Source organism: Shewanella sp. GutDb-MelDb (assembly GCF_002836075.1).
Lineage (GTDB): Bacteria > Pseudomonadota > Gammaproteobacteria > Enterobacterales > Shewanellaceae > Shewanella.
On record NZ_PJBM01000120.1, the window covers coordinates 1 to 19,474 of the forward strand.

15 protein-coding genes are annotated in these 19,474 nt (G+C 47.1%); 5 read left to right on the forward strand and 10 right to left on the reverse strand.

Annotated features, from left to right (window positions below):
• Window positions 1-244: 244 nt before the first annotated feature.
• The 8 genes from CXF82_RS02965 to CXF82_RS03000 form a co-directional block, all read right to left on the reverse strand.
• The gene (locus tag CXF82_RS02965) at window positions 245-901 is read right to left on the reverse strand and encodes a 3-oxoacid CoA-transferase subunit B (protein WP_102039384.1); all 657 of its coding nucleotides are present in this window, start codon (window positions 899-901) and stop codon (window positions 245-247) included.
• A gap of 12 nt (window positions 902-913) precedes the next feature.
• Window positions 914-1,630 carry a CoA transferase subunit A gene (locus tag CXF82_RS02970; protein WP_101092308.1) on the reverse strand — a complete coding sequence of 239 codons (717 nt, stop codon included), beginning with the start codon at window positions 1,628-1,630 and terminating at the stop codon, window positions 914-916.
• A gap of 109 nt (window positions 1,631-1,739) precedes the next feature.
• A complete protein-coding gene (locus tag CXF82_RS02975; RefSeq protein ID WP_101092307.1) occupies window positions 1,740-2,642 on the reverse strand; it encodes a hydroxymethylglutaryl-CoA lyase in 903 nt (300 codons plus the stop codon).
• Window positions 2,643-4,733, reverse strand: a complete 2,091-nt coding sequence (locus CXF82_RS02980) for an acetyl/propionyl/methylcrotonyl-CoA carboxylase subunit alpha (protein WP_101092306.1) — start codon at window positions 4,731-4,733, stop codon at window positions 2,643-2,645.
• Window position 4,734: 1 nt separating this feature from the next.
• The gene (locus tag CXF82_RS02985; protein ID WP_101092313.1) at window positions 4,735-5,583 is read right to left on the reverse strand and encodes an enoyl-CoA hydratase-related protein; all 849 of its coding nucleotides are present in this window, start codon (window positions 5,581-5,583) and stop codon (window positions 4,735-4,737) included.
• 86 nt (window positions 5,584-5,669) lie between these two features.
• Window positions 5,670-7,277 carry a carboxyl transferase domain-containing protein gene (locus CXF82_RS02990; protein ID WP_101092305.1) on the reverse strand — a complete coding sequence of 536 codons (1,608 nt, stop codon included), beginning with the start codon at window positions 7,275-7,277 and terminating at the stop codon, window positions 5,670-5,672.
• Between the two features lie 102 nt (window positions 7,278-7,379).
• Window positions 7,380-8,549: an isovaleryl-CoA dehydrogenase gene (locus CXF82_RS02995; RefSeq protein ID WP_101092304.1), complete on the reverse strand. Its 1,170-nt coding sequence runs from the start codon at window positions 8,547-8,549 to the stop codon at window positions 7,380-7,382.
• Between the two features lie 100 nt (window positions 8,550-8,649).
• Window positions 8,650-9,048: a MerR family transcriptional regulator gene (locus tag CXF82_RS03000; protein WP_101092303.1), complete on the reverse strand. Its 399-nt coding sequence runs from the start codon at window positions 9,046-9,048 to the stop codon at window positions 8,650-8,652.
• Between the two features lie 362 nt (window positions 9,049-9,410).
• On the opposite strand from CXF82_RS03000, the gene CXF82_RS03005 reads away from it, so the two are divergent.
• Entirely contained in the window at window positions 9,411-11,315 is a 1,905-nt protein-coding gene (locus CXF82_RS03005; protein ID WP_101092302.1) for a propionyl-CoA synthetase, read from the forward strand.
• Window positions 11,316-11,717: 402 nt separating this feature from the next.
• Complete coding sequence (gene gndA / locus CXF82_RS03010; RefSeq protein WP_101092301.1) at window positions 11,718-13,259, forward strand: NADP-dependent phosphogluconate dehydrogenase; 1,542 nt, start codon at window positions 11,718-11,720, stop codon at window positions 13,257-13,259.
• 117 nt (window positions 13,260-13,376) lie between these two features.
• Here gndA and CXF82_RS03015 read toward each other — a convergent pair whose 3' ends face one another.
• On the reverse strand, window positions 13,377-14,027 hold the full coding sequence (locus CXF82_RS03015) for a phage tail protein (RefSeq protein ID WP_101092300.1): 651 nt from the start codon (window positions 14,025-14,027) through the stop codon (window positions 13,377-13,379).
• A 23-nt stretch (window positions 14,028-14,050) separates the two neighbouring features.
• The gene (locus CXF82_RS03020) at window positions 14,051-14,602 is read right to left on the reverse strand and encodes an aspartyl/asparaginyl beta-hydroxylase domain-containing protein (protein WP_157822933.1); all 552 of its coding nucleotides are present in this window, start codon (window positions 14,600-14,602) and stop codon (window positions 14,051-14,053) included.
• Window positions 14,603-14,836: 234 nt separating this feature from the next.
• On the opposite strand from CXF82_RS03020, the gene CXF82_RS03025 reads away from it, so the two are divergent.
• From CXF82_RS03025 to CXF82_RS03035, 3 genes are all read left to right on the forward strand, one after another.
• Window positions 14,837-16,114 carry an SAM-dependent methyltransferase gene (locus CXF82_RS03025; protein WP_102043635.1) on the forward strand — a complete coding sequence of 426 codons (1,278 nt, stop codon included), beginning with the start codon at window positions 14,837-14,839 and terminating at the stop codon, window positions 16,112-16,114.
• Between the two features lie 2 nt (window positions 16,115-16,116).
• Window positions 16,117-17,049, forward strand: a complete 933-nt coding sequence (locus CXF82_RS03030) for a methionyl-tRNA formyltransferase (RefSeq protein WP_101092297.1) — start codon at window positions 16,117-16,119, stop codon at window positions 17,047-17,049.
• 78 nt (window positions 17,050-17,127) lie between these two features.
• A partial coding sequence (locus CXF82_RS03035) for a LamG-like jellyroll fold domain-containing protein (RefSeq protein WP_145991650.1) occupies window positions 17,128-19,474 on the forward strand: 2,347 nt, incomplete at its 3' end.

Genomic DNA, 19,474 nt, shown 5'->3' on the forward strand with positions numbered 1-19,474 from the left:
GATATGAGTTGAAGAGCCGCTGCTTAGTGGTATTTAGGTGCTCGAACAGCAGCCTGATCTAATGTGCCGATATTCAATTCTGCTCGAAACAAAAAACGCAGCTAATGAGCTGCGTTTTTTATTGCTGAGATCCTGTAAAACACCGCAGCAATCTACTTTACTTAAAGACAAAATTACTAAGTAAAAAGTCACTAAATAAACAAGCCACCTAGTAAACAAATCACTAAGTTACCTCATAAAATGTCTAGAAGCTCATTTCAGGCACGTGTTCTGGCACAACGAGCTTACCTGCTGTTTTAGAGACTATCTCTTCAACCGATACCCCTGGAGCGCGTTCAAGCAGATGGAATGCGCCGTCTTTTATTTCCATAAAGGCCAAATCCGTCAGTACCCGTTTGATACAGCCAAAACCGGTGAGTGGCAGTTCGCATTTAGGGAGCAGCTTAGAGTTACCTTTTTTATCAGCGTGCATCATGGTGACGATGATATTGTCAGCGCCTGCGACTAAATCCATTGCGCCGCCCATGCCCTTAATCAGTTTACCGGGGATCATCCAAGAGGCAATAGAGCCTTGCTCGTCGACTTCAAATGCACCGAGTACCGTTAAATCAACATGGCCGCCGCGGATCATAGCGAAGCTCTCTGCGGATGAGAAAAATGAGGCGCCATCGACCGCGGTTACGGTTTGCTTGCCAGCATTGATTAAGTCGGCATCTATGGTCTCTTCTGTTGGAAACTCGCCCATTCCGAGTAAACCATTTTCAGATTGCAGCATCACCTCAATTCCTTCCGGAATGTAGTTGGCGACTAATGTTGGAATGCCTATGCCTAGATTGACGTAAAATCCGTCTTGGAGTTCTTTTGCTACACGTTGCGCGAGTTGTTCTCTTGATAATGCCATAGTGTAGCCTCCTTATCTTTTAGCGTCAGTGACGGCTTTAACGGTACGTTGCTCGATACGTTTCTCGAACGTGCCTTGGATAATACGGTTTACATAGATCCCAGGGGTATGAACATGGTCTGGATCGAGTTCTCCAGGCTCAACAATGTGTTCCGCTTCTACCACGGTAATTTTACCGGCCGTAGCCATCATGGGATTAAAGTTGGCGGCAGTTTTACGAAACACCAAGTTACCCATAGTATCGGCTTTCCATGCGCGAACTAAGGCAAAGTCGGCTTTAAGTGCAGGCTCTAATACATAGTGACGACCGTCTATTTCGCGGGTTTCTTTACCTTCAGCGACGGGCGTACCGTATCCTGTAGCGGTAAAAAATGCGGGAATACCGGCACCGCCAGCTCGAATTTTTTCTGCGAGAGTGCCTTGAGGCGTTAAGATCACGTTCAGTTCACCCGAGAGCATTTGCTGCTCAAAGGTGGCATTTTCGCCAACGTAAGAGGCGATCATGGTATCAATTTGGCGACTCTTCAATAGCAGCCCTAGACCAAAGTCATCGACGCCTGCGTTGTTAGAGATAGCCGTTAGGCCTGTTACGCCCATTTTTACCATCTCGGCGATTAAGCCTTCGGGAATACCGCATAAGCCAAATCCACCGACCATCACGGTCATGTCATTACTGAGGCCTTTTAATGCCTCTTCATAACTACCGACAACCTTGTTTAGTCCTGCCATTGTTATAATCTCCTTATTAAAAGAGCCACTTTTAAAACCTGTAGGGTAGGCGGCTCTCTAAAACTATTCTCTAAAATCTAGTTCTTTAAAATATGTAAGCAACTCTGCGTTAAACGGCGAGTGCTTGTGCGACCTTGGCGCCATTCGTGCGTCCAAGTGCTTGGCTAATTTTGTTACCTGCAAGTGCAAGTTTGTTTAGATCAATACCGGTTTCAATACCGAGACCATGGAGCATATAGACGAGGTCTTCGGTGGCTAAATTACCCGATGCCCCTTTGGCATAAGGACAACCGCCAAGACCTGCCACCGATGAGTCAATGACGCTGACGCCAGTCTCTAAACAGGCCAATATGTTAGCGAGTGCTTGACCGTAGGTGTCATGGAAATGCAGCGCCAGTTGCGAAACGGGCACAACAGTGGCGACAGCTTCCACCATCTTCCGGGCATTATGCGCAGTACCAACACCTATGGTGTCGCCGAGCGAAATTTCATAACAGCCCATTTTGTAAAGTAATTCAGACACCCGAGCCACTTCACTCACGGCGATATGACCTTCGTAAGGGCAACCCAGCACGCACGATACATAACCGCGCACCCTGATATTATTGGCTTTAGCCAGCTCCATTACTGGGATAAAGCGCTCAATTGATTCCTCTATCGAGCAGTTAATATTGCGCTGGCTAAAGCTTTCTGACGCCGCGCCAAAAATGGCAACTTCGTCGGCGCCGGCGGCAAGTGCAAGTTCCAAGCCTTTAAGATTAGGGGTGAGGGCACTGTAGGTCACGCCAGTGTTACGGGTAATTCCTTTAAGCACATCAGCCGAGTCGGCCATTTGCGGTACCCATTTAGGCGACACAAAACTTGCGGCCTCGATGCGCTTTACACCCGCTGCGGCTAAACCTTCAATCAAGACAATCTTATCTGCCGTGGTGACGGGCTTTTCGTTTTGCAAACCGTCACGGGCGCCGACTTCAAATATACTGACTTGTTTAGCGTATGAATTAGAGGCCATTTACGCTGGCTCCTCTGCTAAAGACGATTCAACAAAGGTGGGCTCAACTTCGGCGAGTAACATGCCGTCACTGACCAGCTCTCCGGCTTTAAAGAAGAACGCACTGACGGTGCCATCAAATGGCGCTTCAATCGTATATTCCATCTTCATCGCTTCCATCACCATAATGCCTTGTCCGGCAACCACGCTATCACCCATTTCAACTAGGTGGGTCACGATAGTGCCGTTCATTGGTGCTTTGAGCTTATCTTCTAAGTTGTCTTGCTCTTCGACCACTTCAGACTGAATGGCGCGGTAGTGATAACTGCTTGAGTTGATAAATAGGGTAAAGTCTTCACTTACTTGGCTGACGGGCACTTTTATCTTATGCCCTGTGCGCTTAATGGCTTGAGCGCAGTTGCTGCTCAGGGCTATTTCAGCATGCAGGGTTTCGCCGATGAGCTCACCAGATAGCGTTAACTGGCTATCATTCAAATTGAGCTGGTAGACCGATTGACCCCCGAGCTGAGTTTCAGTGAGCTCAAGGTGATTAACTTGTTGCTCATCATCGAGCAAGGCGACTTGGTGCACACTGGCACTATTGAGTCTAAAGCCACTGACGGCTCCCCAAGGTGAATAAGGGTCGTGACTATTGATAGCACAGCGTTTAGCGTCCTCTTTACGGGCGCATAACTGATAAAGCGCGGCTAATGCCAAGGCTGTTTGGCGTTCATTGGTTTTAGTGTTGCTAAGACCATGACCAATTAATGCATCGCCATAACGCGCAATAAAGTCGGTGCTAAAATTGGCGTCACTAAAGGCGTCATGCTCAGCAATGTTGGCCAGAAACTCGATATTGTGTTTTAAGCCGCTAATTTGATATGAGGCAAGGGCATGAACAAGGCGCTGTAGTGCACGCGGGCGCGATTCATCCCAAGTGATAAGCTTTGAGATCATCGGGTCGTAAAAGTTACTGATCACATCATTTTCACGTACACCTGAGTCAATACGGACAAACTTGCTCTGCTCTGGCTCACGTAAAAAGTTGAGTTTGCCACTGGCTGGCAAAAAGTCATTTTGTGGATCTTCGGCGTAAATACGCACTTCAAACGCGTGGCCGTGAATACGCACTTCATCTTGTGTTAACGGCAGCTTACTGCCACTGGCGACCATCAACTGCCATTTGACGAGGTCTTGGCCGGTGACCATTTCGGTGACTGGGTGCTCTACCTGCAGACGAGTGTTCATCTCCATAAAGTAGAAGCTGCCGTCGGTATCCAGTAGGAACTCGACCGTGCCTGCACCCTCGTAATTAATGGCTTTTGCTGCAGCAACGGCGGCTTCGCCCATGCTGACGCGCAGTGCATCGCTAAGGCCTGGTGCGGGCGCTTCTTCGACGACTTTTTGATGGCGACGCTGAATGGAGCAGTCGCGATCGGATAAGTAGATACAGTCACCTTGGCTGTCGGCAAACACTTGTACTTCAACATGGCGAGGTTGGCGTAAATAACGCTCCATTAATAGCTTGTCATTGCCAAATGAGCTTATGGCTTCGCGCCTTGCTGATTGAATTGCTTCAAGCACTTCACCACTGTTTTCAACAATGCGCATGCCTTTACCGCCACCCCCATAGGCCGCTTTGATAAGCAGCGGAAATCCCATTTTGTTGGCTTCGGCGATCAGTAAGGCATCATCTTGTGCATCGCCATGATAACCCGGCACTAACGGCACATTTGCGGCGCCCATAATTTCTTTTGCCGCGCTTTTACTGCCCATAGAATCAATGGCTGCGGCACTTGGGCCCACAAAGGCAATACCACTTTGTTCACATTTTAAAGCGAACTCGGCGTTTTCAGATAGAAAACCATAACCTGGGTGGATAGCTTGAGCGCCAGATTTCTTGGCAATCTCGATAATCAGATCTGCTTTTAAGTACGAATCCGCTGGCGCACTGCCACCGAGATAAAATGACTCATCGGCCATGGCAACATGACGAGCGTCAATGTCGGCATCTGAATACAGCGCCACAGTGCGTACGCCCATTGCTTGAGCTGTTTTAATGATACGGCAAGCAATTTCACCACGGTTGGCAATTAGCAATTTGGTAAACATATTATTTGGCTCCTGGCGCGGTAGCAGCGTTATCGAGTACATCTTTTTGACTGATAGACCAGTCGGGACTGCGCTTTTCAAAGAATGCATTGAGGCCTTCTTGAGCCTCAATGGAAACTCGAATGCTAGCAATACGCTCACTGGTGTAATCGAGTGTGGTTTGATCTATTACGCCGTCTTCAAGTGTTGACAGTAAGCGCTTAGCCCATGCCATCCCCTGGGGGCTATTACTGAGCAGCGCAGCAATGATAGGTGCTGCTGCAGCATCTAAGTCATCTTCCACTTCGTGGATCACTTGCAGCTCAATGGCTTTTTGTACGTTGAATCGCTCGGCGGTCAGCATATAGCGACGCGCTGCACGTTGACCCATGGCGCGAGTGACATAAGGGCTGATCACTGCAGGCATGAGTCCAAGCTTCACTTCGCTTAAGCAAAAACTGGCTCGTGGATTGGCAATGGCGATATCGCAGCAACAAATGAGGCCAAGTGCGCCACCAAAAGCGACGCCTTGTACTTTAGCGATAGTCGGCTTAGGGAATTTGTCGAGTACTGACATTAACTTGGCGAGCTCGTTGGCATCGCTAAGGTTCTGCGCGAAATCCATTTTTGCTTGTTTGCGCATCCAATTTAGATCGGCGCCTGCACTGAAGTTTTTACCATTGGCTTTAACGACAAGCACTTGGCATTGCGGAGTGTGAGCGAAGTATTCAAGCACTTGGATCATCTCGCTTATCATGACTTCGTCAAACGCATTATGTTTGTCGGGGCGATCAAGGATAAGCTCAGCGACGCCATTATCGAGTGTGCAGCTGACATACTGACATTGCTGCGCAAGTCTTTCAGTGGTCATTTGTAGGGTTTCATTAGTCATTGTGTTGTTCCCAGTTTAGGTCCAAGGTTTAGCTTCTGCTTTCTGTCGCAGCAATGGCCGAGCCATTACATACGGAACACCCCAAATTTAGTGTCTTCTACTGGCGCATTTAATGCGGCAGAAAGGGCTAAACCAACAACATCTCGAGTTTGTGCTGGGTCAATAATACCGTCGTCCCATAAACGCGCGCTGGCATGATACGGGTGACCCTCTTTATCGTATTGCTCAACGATGGGCTTGCGGAAGTTTTGCTCATCTTCAGCTGACCAATCCATGCCTTTCCGTTTAAGACCATCACGTTTAACGGTGGCTAGCACCCCAGCAGCTTGTTCGCCGCCCATGACCGATATGCGCGCATTGGGCCACATCCACATCATGGTTGGATCAAACGCTCTGCCGCACATGCCGTAGTTACCGGCGCCATAGCTGCCGCCGATGATGACAGTGAACTTAGGCACATTGGCACATGACACTGCGGTCACCATCTTGGCACCATGCTTGGCGATACCTTCATGTTCGTACTTTTTACCGACCATAAAGCCAGTAATATTTTGTAGAAACAACAGTGGTATTTTGCGTTGACAGCAAAGCTCAATAAAGTGGGCGCCTTTTTGTGCAGACTCAGAGAACAAGATGCCATTGTTAGCGATGATGCCGACGGGGTAGCCATGAATACGCGCGAAACCACACACCAAGGTGGCGCCATAATTAGCCTTAAATTCGTCAAAGTCAGAATCATCGACAACGCGTGCAATGACCTCTTTAACATCGAATGGCTTTTTAAGATCAGTCCCGACGATGCCATAAAGTTCGTTAATATCGAATTTTGGTGGTTTGGTTGGTGTCAGTAGTGCTTCAATCCGTTTTTGATGATTGAGTCGAGTGACGGCTTTGCGAGCAAGCTCTAAAGCATGGTCATCGTTTTGGGCCAGATGATCGGCAACGCCGGATATTTTAGTGTGTACTTCAGCGCCGCCAAGTTCTTCAGCAGTGACCTCTTCGCCGGTGGCGGCCTTTACCAGTGGAGGACCTGCAAGGAAGATGGTGCCTTGCTCTTTAACGATAATTGACTCGTCTGCCATCGCGGGAACATACGCACCACCTGCAGTACAAAGCCCCATCACCACGGCAATTTGCGGAATACCTTTAGCCGACATTTTCGCTTGGTTATAAAAAATGCGCCCGAAATGCTCTCGGTCTGGAAACACTTCATCTTGACGGGGTAAGTTGGCGCCGCCTGAATCGACAAGGTAAATACAGGGTAGGTGACAACGGCTGGCAATCTCTTGTGCTCGCAGATGCTTTTTCACCGTCACAGGGTAGTAAGTACCGCCTTTAACTGTGGCATCGTTGGCAATAATCATGCATTCAACACCACTCACTCGGCCTATACCGGCAATAATACCGGCAGCAGGGACGAGGTCTTCATAGAGTTCGAAAGCGGCAAACTGTGATATTTCTAAAAAAGGAGAACCTGGATCGAGTAGTTTCTCAACACGTTGACGCGGCAGTAGCTTTCCACGTGAAAGGTGACGTTCACGAGCAACGTCGCCGCCACCTTGTTCAATTTGATGTAGTTTTGATTTTAGGTCTTGAACGACGGCGGCCATGTCATCAAATTTGGCTTTGAATTCATCGCTGCGGGAATTAATACGACTGCTGAGTTGAGTCACAATTTCAATCCTTTTGAAGTTGGAACCAGAGCGACGTTGTGGCTGTCGCCCTTATTCCAAATTAGGGCTCTAATGACTCGCTAAACGAGTCTTATTATTGGTTTATTTTGACTCGTTAAACAGTTCGCGGCCAATGAGCATACGGCGAATTTCTGATGTACCTGCGCCAATTTCATAAAGCTTAGCGTCACGCAGCAAGCGGCCAGTGGCGTAGTCATTGACGTAACCGTTACCGCCGAGCAGTTGAATCGCATCGAGTGCCATTTTGGTCGCCAGTTCCGCAGAATACAAAATCGCGCCGGCGGCATCTTTACGGGTTGTTTCACCGCGGTCACATGATTTAGCGACGTTGTAGATGTAAGATTTTGCAGCGTTCATGCCAGTGTACATATCGGCAAGTTTGCCTTGTACTAGCTGGAACTGACCAATAGATTTACCAAACTGCTCACGCTCGTGAACGTAAGGTATGACGATATCCATACACGCCGTCATGATCCCAAGTGGGCCACCAGACAACACCACACGCTCATAATCAAGCCCACTCATTAACACTTTAACGCCATTGTTTAGGCCGCCAAGAATGTTTTCTGCTGGGACTTCACAATCTTCAAAAACAAGCTCACAAGTGTTTGAACCACGCATGCCGAGCTTGTCGAGTTTTTGTGCTTGGCTAAAGCCTTTAGAGCCGCGTTCGACAATAAAAGCGGTAATTCCGTGTGCACCTTTATCGAGGTCCGTTTTTGCGTAGATAACATAGGTGTGGGCATCTGGGCCGTTAGTGATCCACATCTTGTTGCCGTTGAGAATGTATCTGTCACCCTCTTTACGTGCATGCAGTTTCATTGAAACCACATCTGAACCGGCATTGGGCTCACTCATGGCTAAGGCGCCAATGTGTTCACCTGTCACCAGTTTTGGTAGGTACTTGTCTTTTTGCTCTTTACTACCGTTACGGTTTATCTGGTTAACACAAAGATTTGAGTGAGCGCCGTAGCTGAGCCCGATAGAAGCTGATGCGCGTGAAATCTCTTCCATGGCAACGACATGTGCGAGGTAGCCCATGTTAGCGCCACCGTACTCTTCTGCAACGGTGACCCCTAACAGACCCATATCACCGAGTACTGGCCAAAGCTCGTTAGGAAACGCGTTATCGATATCCGTTTTGGCGGCTATTGGTGCTATTTCGTTAGCAGCAAAATTTTGTACCGCGTCGCGTAGCATGTCGACGTCTTCGCCAAGGTCGAAATTTAGAGATGAGTAGAGTTGAGTCATGTGCTTGTGTCCTGTCAATGTGTCCATTTATTCAAGTTCACTGATCTATGTCGTGATACTCGTAGGCTTGTTATTTTGTTGGTGTTATCAAGTGCTGTTTTTACTGACTATTGTTCACGAGTGCATCACGGCATTGCTGTTCTGCCGAGTTGAGCTCCATCAATACCACTTTTATATCGTCCATTTGCTGCTGTAGGGCGACTTTTTTGTCTTCCACTAATTCGAGCATGGTGTGCAGCTGTGTGCTGCTGTTTTTGTCTGCATCGTATAGTTCGAATAAGCGTCTTGTTTCTGCTAATGAAAAACCTAAACGCTTACCTCGTAAAATGAGTTTGAGTCTGACCCGTTCGGTCAAATTGTAGATCCGAGTTTGACCACGACGTTTAGGTTTTAGAAGACCTTGATCTTCGTAAAAACGAATACTACGAGTCGTGATATCAAACTCTTTTGATAGATCACTAATTGAGTACGTCGTTTGGGGTAACTGTTTTTCAGTCATTAATAACACCATATTTATTAACTTTTCTTGCACGATATAGGAAGTTTACGTAAAGGTAAAGTTTGCGGTGCGGTGTAACCGCTGTTTTCATGTCAATTGTGCGTGCCATAACAGTCACATTCGATAAACATACGTTTGATTTTAAGAGGGTTTATCGCTCGGTAAACCCTTAGTTAACATGTTGTTAACTATTTTTATATTTGCTTTAAATTGCTGTGGATGACTCTTTTACCCACTCATTCTAAGGTCTAATGGGGATTTTATGAGCGGCGGAGCATAATGTTTCAAAGGCAATAAAAGGACAAGGCTCATCGCGATGTGGCAACGTTTACGCTGCGGTGACGTTAACTGGAGTATGCATAGTGAAAGATAAAAACACGCAATTACATGCAAGTTCAATCTCAAATCCACAACAGTTTTGGGGGCAAGCTGCACAAGCAATTGATTGGATATCACCTTGGGATAAAGTCCTTGATGACAGCGAAGCACCTTTTTACCATTGGTTTAAAGGCGGCAAGATGAATACTTGCTTCAATGCGGTTGATAGACACGTGATTGCCGGGCGCGGATCTCAAATTGCTATTCAGTACGTCAGCCCTGTGACAGAGACTGAATATGGGATTACTTATCTAGAGCTACAAGCTCAAGTCAGCCGCTTAGCAGGCTATATGGATTCTATCGGCGTTAAAAAGGGCGACCGAGTGCTGATTTATATGCCGATGGTGCCTGAAACGGCCTATGCGATGCTGGCGTGTGCGCGCATTGGTGCTATTCACTCAGTGGTGTTTGGGGGCTTTGCTGCCAATGAACTGGCGACGCGGATAAACGACGCCAAACCTAAACTGATTTTGTCAGCGTCGTGCGGTATTGAGCCGTCAGGCGTTGTTGCTTATAAACCGCTACTGGATAACGCGCTTGAGCAGGCGACTCATAAAGTAGGGCACTGCTTAATCTTAAACCGCAGCCAGTTAGAAGCTTCATTACAGCAAGGCCGAGATGTTGACTGGCAGCTAGGCGTTGCTGCAGCGCCAAACATCGACTGCGTGGTGTTAGAGGCCACCGATCCACTTTACATCCTCTATACCTCGGGGACGACGGGGCAACCTAAAGGTGTTGTTCGCGACAATGGCGGCCACAGTGTAGCGCTTGCTTGGTCGATGAAAAATATTTATGACATTGGCGTTGGTGATAGCTTTTGGGCGGCATCAGATGTGGGCTGGGTAGTGGGTCACTCTTATATTGTTTATGGGCCATTGCTGGTAGGCGCTACGACCTTAATGTATGAAGGTAAGCCGATTGGTACGCCCGATCCTGGAGCATTTTGGCGCACGATTGCAAAGTACAATGTGAAAAGCTTTTTTACAGCGCCGACCGCAATAAGAGCCATTAAGCGAGACGACCCTGATGGCGAGTACCTTGAAGGTATTGATTTATCCTGTCTGAAATATGTGTTTCTGGCCGGTGAGCGTTGCGATCCAGACACTCTGCATTGGTCAGAAGAAAAGCTTAAAAAACCGATTATCGATCATTGGTGGCAAACCGAAACGGGTTGGCCTGTTGCAGCAAACCTGATGGGATATGCGCCTGTTGAGGTAAAAGCGGGTTCACCTGCACTGGCCGTACCTGGCTATCAAATTGAAGTGGTTGATATGATGGGTGACCAAGTCGCCTCGAACGAGTCTGGTAATGTGGTGATTAAGCTGCCATTGCCCCCGGGTACTTTAACCACGCTTTGGCAAAACGAGCAGCGCTATAAAGACAGTTATTTGTCGATGTATCCGGGTTATTACCTCACTGGAGATGCAGGATATAAAGATGAGGATGGTTATCTTTATATCATGAGTCGCATTGACGACATCATTAATGTGGCTGGACATCGTTTATCGACGGGTCGATTTGAAGAGGTGTTATGCCAGCATGAGGCGGTTGCCGAGGCTGCAGTGATTGGCGTCGCTGATGAGCTTAAAGGCCAGGTGCCGTTAGGATTAGTGGTACTAAAAAAAGGTGTCACCCTAAATGAAGCTGAACTGAATCAACAATTAAGGGCGCTAGTACGGCAAGAAATTGGCCCCGTTGCCGCCTTTAGGTTAGTCAGCGCGGTACAAAAGTTACCTAAAACACGCTCAGGTAAAATTTTGCGAGGTACAATGCGAAATATTGCCGACAACAAAAAATACAATGTGCCTGCCACAATTGAAGATCCAGCCACATTAGATATTGTTCGTAACACCTTGACCCGTATGGGGTATGCCGACGCGCACATATAAGCGGATGGGTATTTAAATAGTAAACTCTATGGCAAAGTCGTTAAACGGCTTTGCCATTTTTTATGTTCATGCTTGTACTTATTCCCAGAACCCACTTCTGTAAATTTTAAATTTTATCAATAGAACGTTTTTGTTGTGTTATCAGACGGAGAATGCGAAGGAACAGTATCTTATTGCGGTAATTTTTTACTCGTGAACAATAAGGTATGACTGCGGTTTGTACAAAGTTGATAGCGTCAACATCGTAAATTTCTCGTGACTAAGATTAAGGTTGCTAGTAATTTACTTACCAAAGTCTGTATAATCTACAACAAAACAAACCCTATCAAGTGAGTAAAATAGTTTGAATTTACGACTAAAATAGATAGGAAAATCCTCTGTGACCTGCGGAATAAAACTTAAATGAATAACCAAAACGAGCTTTACGATATTGGTGTGATTGGCTTAGGTGTTATGGGTAAGAACCTAGCGCTCAATATAGCGGATAACCAATACCGAGTTGCAGCATTCGACCTTGATACTGCCAAAGTACAAGACGTTGTAGGGCAAGAAGAATTAGAACGCGTTAAATATTTAGACAGTACAGTCAAGGCACGTATCGATGGCTGTAATAATCTTTCTGAAATGTTGTCTAAATTAGAAAAGCCACGGATTGTTTTACTCTCTGTTCCCGCAGGCGCTCCAGTCGACGGCGTGTGTAAATCATTAATCGAAGCGGGCATAGAGTCCGATGATATCGTTATCGATACAGGTAATAGTCTTTGGACTGATACGGTCGAGCGTGAAAAGCGTTACGCAGACGACTTTCTCTTTTTTAGCTGCGCCGTGTCTGGCGGTGAAGTCGGTGCACGTTTTGGCCCCTCATTAATGCCAAGCGGCAGTTTAAAGGCATGGGACCGTATCGAGCCTATTTGGCAAGCAATCGCGGCCAAAGTCGATGCTGAAACGGGTTTACCTATAGAGCGTTTTGAACCCGGCAACCCTGTTAAAGAGGGTGAACCTTGTACTACTTACATCGGTCCTGCTGGCGCCGGTCATTATGTGAAAATGGTTCATAACGGCATTGAATACGCCGACATGCAGTTGATCTGTGAAGCTTACCAGTTACTTCGAGATGGACTTGGCTTCACCCCCGCTGAAGTGGGTGAGGTGTTTGAACGCTGGAATAAAGGCGAGCTTAATAGCTATCTAATGGAAATTAGCGCCGATGTGCTAAAGCAAGCCGATCCATTAACCGGGGCACCGTTAGTGGATATGATTTTAGATAAAGCGGGCCAGAAAGGCACCGGGCTTTGGACGGCGGTTAGTAGCCTACAAATAGGCTGCCCAGCGCCAACAATCGCAGAAGCGGTTTACGCCCGCGCGGTGAGCACTCAAAAAACACAGCGCGTTGCACTGAGTAAAATACTTGCAGGGCCGAGCAAGACACAGTTACAAGCGGTTGATAAGCAGACCTTCATCGACCAACTTGAAAGTGCACTCTACTGCGCCAAAATATCGAGTTATGCGCAAGGTTTCCAACTGATGACGATGATGGCAAAAGAGCAAAATTGGACGTTAGATTTTGCTGCCATCGCTAAGATTTGGCGTGCCGGTTGTATTATTCGAGCGACCTTCTTACAGTCAATCACTAAAGCCTATGAGCAAGAATCTGATCTTGAAAATTTACTGATGGCAGATGTGTTTGCTGAGGCTCTTTCGCGTAAGCAAGGCGAATGGCGCATTGCAGTATCTCACGCGGTATTAAGTGGTATTCCAACGCCTTGTATAAGTTCTGCATTGGGTTATTACGATAGTTATCGCTGTGCGACCCTGCCGGCGAGTCTGCTTCAAGGTCAACGCGATTTTTTCGGTGCACACACCTTTGAGCGTACCGATAAACCTGTCGGTGAGAAATATCATCTTAACTGGAGCAGTGAAGAGCGGACATTGAGCAAGCTGTAAGACGCGACGATTAATCACTAGTGATAGGTGCCGTCAAGGCTGTATTGCCCCTTAACAACGTGTCTATATAAACACATAAACGCCGCAGATAGAGCGGCGTTTATGTGTTGGAAGCGCTTAGTTGCGACTGGGGTAAATACCCGTTATCGACATAATGTACTGAAGCCCTAAGGTGGGCTGCCAAACCGGGAATGGCACACTGCTGCCATTATTCTCGACGGTAACAGTTCCACCTGTTATACCTGCTCCAGAGCCTGTGATCTGTACGTCAACTTCAACGGCATCACTCGCCATCCGGGTGGTTTTTGTGCCAGCATAACTATCGGTAGCAGGCCTAGACCCGTTTTGAGGCGTCGCCCAGTAGGCGCCTTCTGCATCATCTTGGCTGCCCTTGCCATTTGCGGCATTGACAGTGGTAGTTGCCGTAGCGGAGAGCTTTGATCCTGGTGAGGTTTGAGGATTAAACGATGCGCTATGGTTGTGGGTAGGCATATGCTGTAGGTCGAGCGCAATGGTGTCGCGGCCTAGTTTGTCACCTAAATTAACCGTTACTTGTGCGCCTGGTCCTCGTCCCGTACCCACAGGGGCTCGGCCACGAAGATCCGGAATGCCAAATGTGGTGCGGGCATCGCCACCATAGGTGTTACTCAGTACTGAGAATATCGCTTGGTTATCGGAAATGGACAGCATTTGTCCATTACATCCAACCCAGCCCCTTGGGACAAAATTGCCAGCGAAGATCATACTGGTGCCTAACATGATTTCCATAAACGTTCCTTGTTTAAAAGTGCCTAAGGCACTGTGGGGGAGATTGTCTTTGACCCATCGAGTTGACGTTGCAACCAAGGAGACATCAAACAATCGATAACTAAATTAATGCGTGGTTCTGAACCTCTGTGGTCGACCCAATGAGGTCTATTCGTATCGAGGTACCACAATTCATTGGTGCGCATGGGGACTAACTCCCCCTCTAACCAAAACTCTACTCCCAGTTGTCCGCTAATCGGCACATGTAATCGTGCAGCACCAAATTGAGCACCTAACTCAGAGTCACAATGAGGCAAAATACTGCTGTTAGGCGCTAATTTCATCAGTCGAACGCTTCGAATAGGCGCTGTAATAGCGTTAAGAAGAGCTAAGACATTGGGACTATTTTTTAAAGCTGGCAAGTTGACCCAGTTTTCGTTATCAGCCTCGATGGAAAAATTTTGCAATAATGGGTGTGCTTGCTGATGTTGCTGTTGGCACCGCAGAGCGATGGCCTGCCATTGGCCTTGATATTGCCTTTTATTAACATGACAGTGCCAATGCTCATGGGTTATACGGGCAATATCTGTTGCCAACCCATTTGGAAAACTTTCTAGGAACAGTCGCTTAAAGGGCAGGCTCGTTTGAACTTTATAATAATTCAGTTTGATTTCCCGCTGGCTAATGATGAATTCTTAGACGATAATGTTGTCAGTTCGTTAAATTTGGCACTAAAAATCGTTTTATACAAGGTCGTTTAAATTTCGCTTGCTGTTTAAGCCGTGAAGCAATTTAAAAATGGATCTTCAAGTCAAGGATGACAATCAAAGATGATGGAAAAAGATACACGGCAGAATGGTGAGTTGATATTGGCTCAAAGTGGACCTGCTACGTTATTGAGTCCAATGGACTCCATGGCTGAACTCAATCGTTTACTGCGTGAGCAGCTCGCTCAAGATGATGCCTCCCCGACACCGTCTTCGGTTGTCGTTACGGGGCCCAGCCAAACCACGGTATCTGTAAGCGATTGCGCGACAGAGGTCGTCACTTCAATGTTGTTGGCCAATGACGATAAAAAAGTGCAAATCCAGCTTCAGCAACTGTTTGAAAAATTATTAGTCATATATCAACAAGCGGATATAAGCATCGCCGATCGCAAACGACAGTATATTGCAGCCCACGGTTTGGTCATGGCGCCGGATCAATGTGTCACCACCCAAACTGATACTCACCGAGTGCAGGCATTTATTCGCGGTATTGATGCTGCATTGACCAAACTGGATCGAGAACAACCAGAAGGTTCATTGCGGTTGTTGTATCCTGCGTGTGGCCCATTTGCACCATTACTGCTGCCATTGTTAACTTACTATCGAGTTAACGAGCGTTTTGGGCGTCAGCGATTGCAGGTTACCCTTATCGATATGCAACCTGGGGCTGTGGCTAGCTTACAAACTTTGGTGCAAGAACTGCAAATTGAGTCATTTATCGAGTCCATATTGTGTATGGATGGATGTGATTATTACAGTGAACGACCTTTTGACCTGCTCGTGGTAGAGGCTATGCAACACGGCTTTAGCCGAGAAGGTCACTTGCCACTCGTTCAACACCTTGTCTCGCAATTATCTCCTCATGGTTTGATGATCCCTGCGAGGGTGTTGATCACAGCGCAGTTGGCTGTGGGGCAATATGAGTTCATCGAGCGCTGGCGTAATCGCAGTGCTAATGAACTGCCTTTGTCGGTGGAGCGGATTGAGCTGGGGGAGATCTTGAGTCTCACTAAAGAGAGTGTCTCACAGCTGCAAACCTTGAATTTGGGCATTGATTCGTCGCTAGTGACTTGTAACCAAGTGACCATTCCCATAATCGCCGCGGATCTTGGCCCGCAACTGCTGCTTGTGTGTACCCAAGTATTTACCTTTGGTTTAGACAAAGTTGATGAATATCAATCTGGGATCACCCATCCACTGCCAGACTCTCAGGTCTGCATTAACTTTACGCCCAGCGACCCCAAGGCGGGAGATTTACTTTTAGAAAGCGGTGATCAGATTAAGTTTTACTACCGTTTAAATGGCTTACCTGGCTTTCTTGCAACAAAAGGTAATGCTTAGCAATGACTATCTCTCCTCGCTATCGTATCGCCTTGTTTGCTTCAAGTTGCGCCAGTCTTCCCTTGATAGAACAATTACATCAGCTAGAAATGTTAGTCGGTGTTGTGGTGTCTAATCGTGAGGACGGCGATGCCCAGCAGTTATTGGCCACATTAAGTGAGGCCAATATTCAGACGCTCGCCTACGTACAGGGCTCAAATCCCACAGTGGCAAAGTCAATACAGAGCTGGCAAGCCAATATAGGTCTCATTTTTTCATTTCCCCACAGACTGCCTCCATCAATAATAGCACTGTTTTCAGGGGCATTATTTAATGTTCATGCGTCCTTGTTGCCTGATTATCGGGGATCGGCCCCCCTATTTTGGCAACTAAAAAATCAGCAAACTAACAGTGGTATAAGCATCATTAAGGTGGAGGAAAAGTTAGATGAGGGGCCGATTGTTTGGCAACAGCCGCTAGTGATAACCCCTTTAGATACCTTAAACAGTTTGACCAGCCGGGTGATGTCGATAGTGCCAAGTGTGGTGGTTAGCTTTTTACAGCAACTGGCCAACGGCGCAATTGATGCAAGGTTGCAGCAGGGGCGGGGTTGCCACGCGCCGCGGCCTCAGACTGAAGATGTGCAGGTCAATTGGGCGACTATGAGCAGTGCACAAATATGTGCGTTAGCTAGAGCTTGTAATCCCACGTATGGCGGGGCGCTTTTATGTTTTAACGGTGTCACGGTAGGGCTATATCAAGCCACTGAGATTGCATTGCCGACGTTTGGTGTCAATGCCGGAACGGTAGTGTATGTCGGTGAACCTCATGGGTTAGTTATCGCCACATTCGATGGGGCTATTCGGTTAGATGTAATGAATTTGAAAGAGGGAGTGTTTAGCGGGCTAAATTTTGCTGAGCACTTTTGCTTTGATGCTGGGATGAGTTTTGATTGAACTAATGTAAAAATAAATGGATTTAAACGGGCTCAAATTGCTCAACGGAATGTAACTCTATTTTCAACGGAATGAATTATGAAACTTATTATTGCTCACTGCGCGTTATTATTATCGTTAATGTTAATGACACAGGCTCATGCAGTAACGGAGGCTATCAGTTTTGATGGTGGTGATTATGTCGAAATGACTGGTATTGTTCCGGAGTTAACAGAGGTAACGAGTTTATCGATAGTGACTTGGGTTAAGTTTGATAATGTCAGCCAATCACAGTGTTTCTTCTCTAGTTCGGATGCCGGTTTGGAGTTGTGTGTCGATTTTAACGGTGAAGATGATTTAGCCAATGCGATCGTAGTTTCTGAACCAGGAGTTCTCAGTAAGAGCCCTGCTCTAAGCTGGGCAGTAGGAACTTGGTACCAATTTGCGATAACTTTCGAAGTAGCTGGAAACGGAGATTTTAAAATCTATCGTAACGGAGGATTATTAAGTGATGACGGCCAGTATTCTCGAGCGACGTTCATAGACATTTTAGCGAGTGAAATTGTACATCTTGGTAAGCCGTCAAGCTATAGCGTTACAGCGGGGTATTCTAGTTTTTCCGGTGATATTGATGACTTCCAAATATACAACACCACTTTATCAGCTGCGGATATTAGCTCGCTCTATAATGGCGCTAATCCACAAGAAATTGCTGCAGATACCGCAGGGTTAATTTCCTATTGGAAAATGAATGATGTCGTTGCTCCTTTGGTTGATAGCGATGATACGGGGGGGCATGGCGGCACATTTCCTGGTGGTAGTAGCAATCCAACTCTGTCTCAAACCGGTATAGTCTCTGCTGTGGTGAGTAATACCCCTCCTACCATTTCTCTTGCAAGCTCAACGCTGAGTTACACTGAAAATGACTCTGTAACCCAAATCGATCCTGCGGCCACAGTGTTAGACAGTGACGGTGACGCGGATTGGGATGGCGGTACGCTCAAAATACAGCTTACCGCTGAGTCAGCAGATGAGTTTAGTGTGAGTGATTTAGATGGCGATGGCAGCGTAATAACCATTAATGACTATGACATACTGGGTAATGGTACAAACATTGGTAGTTTGAGCGTATCTGGAGGGGTCGTGAATAATGGCGCCGCTTTGACCATCACCTTCAACACTAATGCTACCAACACACTGGTACAGGAAGTACTGCAATCACTGCATTACCGTAATGTTTCTGATAATCCGAGTACCAATAATCGGACTATTACGGTAACCGCCACCGATACCAATGCTGGCACCGCAAGTGCTACCCGCACTATTAGCGTCTCAGCACAAAATGATGACCCGCTGCAAACAGGTTCTTTACCGACTGATCTTAGCGTGACAGAGGATGTGCCCAGTAATCTGGATTTAAGCGCTGTGAATGTAAGCGATGCCGATGGCACTAGTCTGACGTTAATTTTTACTACAGACGCTGGCACTCTATTAGTGGCCGATGGGGCTGCAGGCAGTGTTACTGAAACCGGCAGTGGTACAAATATCATAACGTTAACCGGTACGCCGACCAACGTTAATACTTACCTCGATACAGCCAGCAACCTAAAGTATTTAGGGATATTGAATGCGGCAGGGAATGATGTTGCGGTATTAACCCTCGAGGTAAACGATGGCGGTAATACTGGCAGCGGCGGTGGTGGCAATATCACTATTGGCAGCATTAATATAGACATCACTGCGGTAAACGATGCACCGACTCATATCAGCTTGACGGGCACTAGCATCAACCAAAGTGATACCGCTGCAGGTGCAGATATTGGCACCATCAATGCTGTCGACGTTGATGATGTCAGTTTTATTTACAGTTTGGTTGCTCAGGGAGTATCGGATTCGGGCAGTTGTGGTACGGGTAATGATGTCAATAACGTTTTGTTCCAAGTTACGGGTACGGCTCTTGAAACTGCAGCTGCTGTAGATTCAGGCAGTTATAAATTGTGCCTGCAAGTGAGCGATGCTCTTTCTACTTACCAAATCGCATTTTCTATTGATGTTAATGATGATGGCGCACCAAGTCTCAGTATTACGGGGGCAAGTGGTAATATCAACGCCGCCTTCACTGCAAGTTTCACATTCAATGAGTCAGTCACAGGGTTTGACGCGGCAGATATCGCAGTGAGTAATGCTTCAGTGACGAACTTCTCTGGCAGTGGCGCAAGTTATAGTGCGCTCATTACGCCAACGGCCGCAGGCAGTGTCACAGTCGATGTGGCAGCTAATGCCGCTATCGATGGTGCCAGTAACGGCAATACCGCAGCGGTGCAATTAACCGCGACTTACGATGCCAGCAAGCCAAGTGTTTTGATTAGTGGCGCTTCAGGTAATATCAACGCCGCCTTTACCGCGACATTCGCTTTTAGTGAATCCGTAACCGGTTTTGATGCTG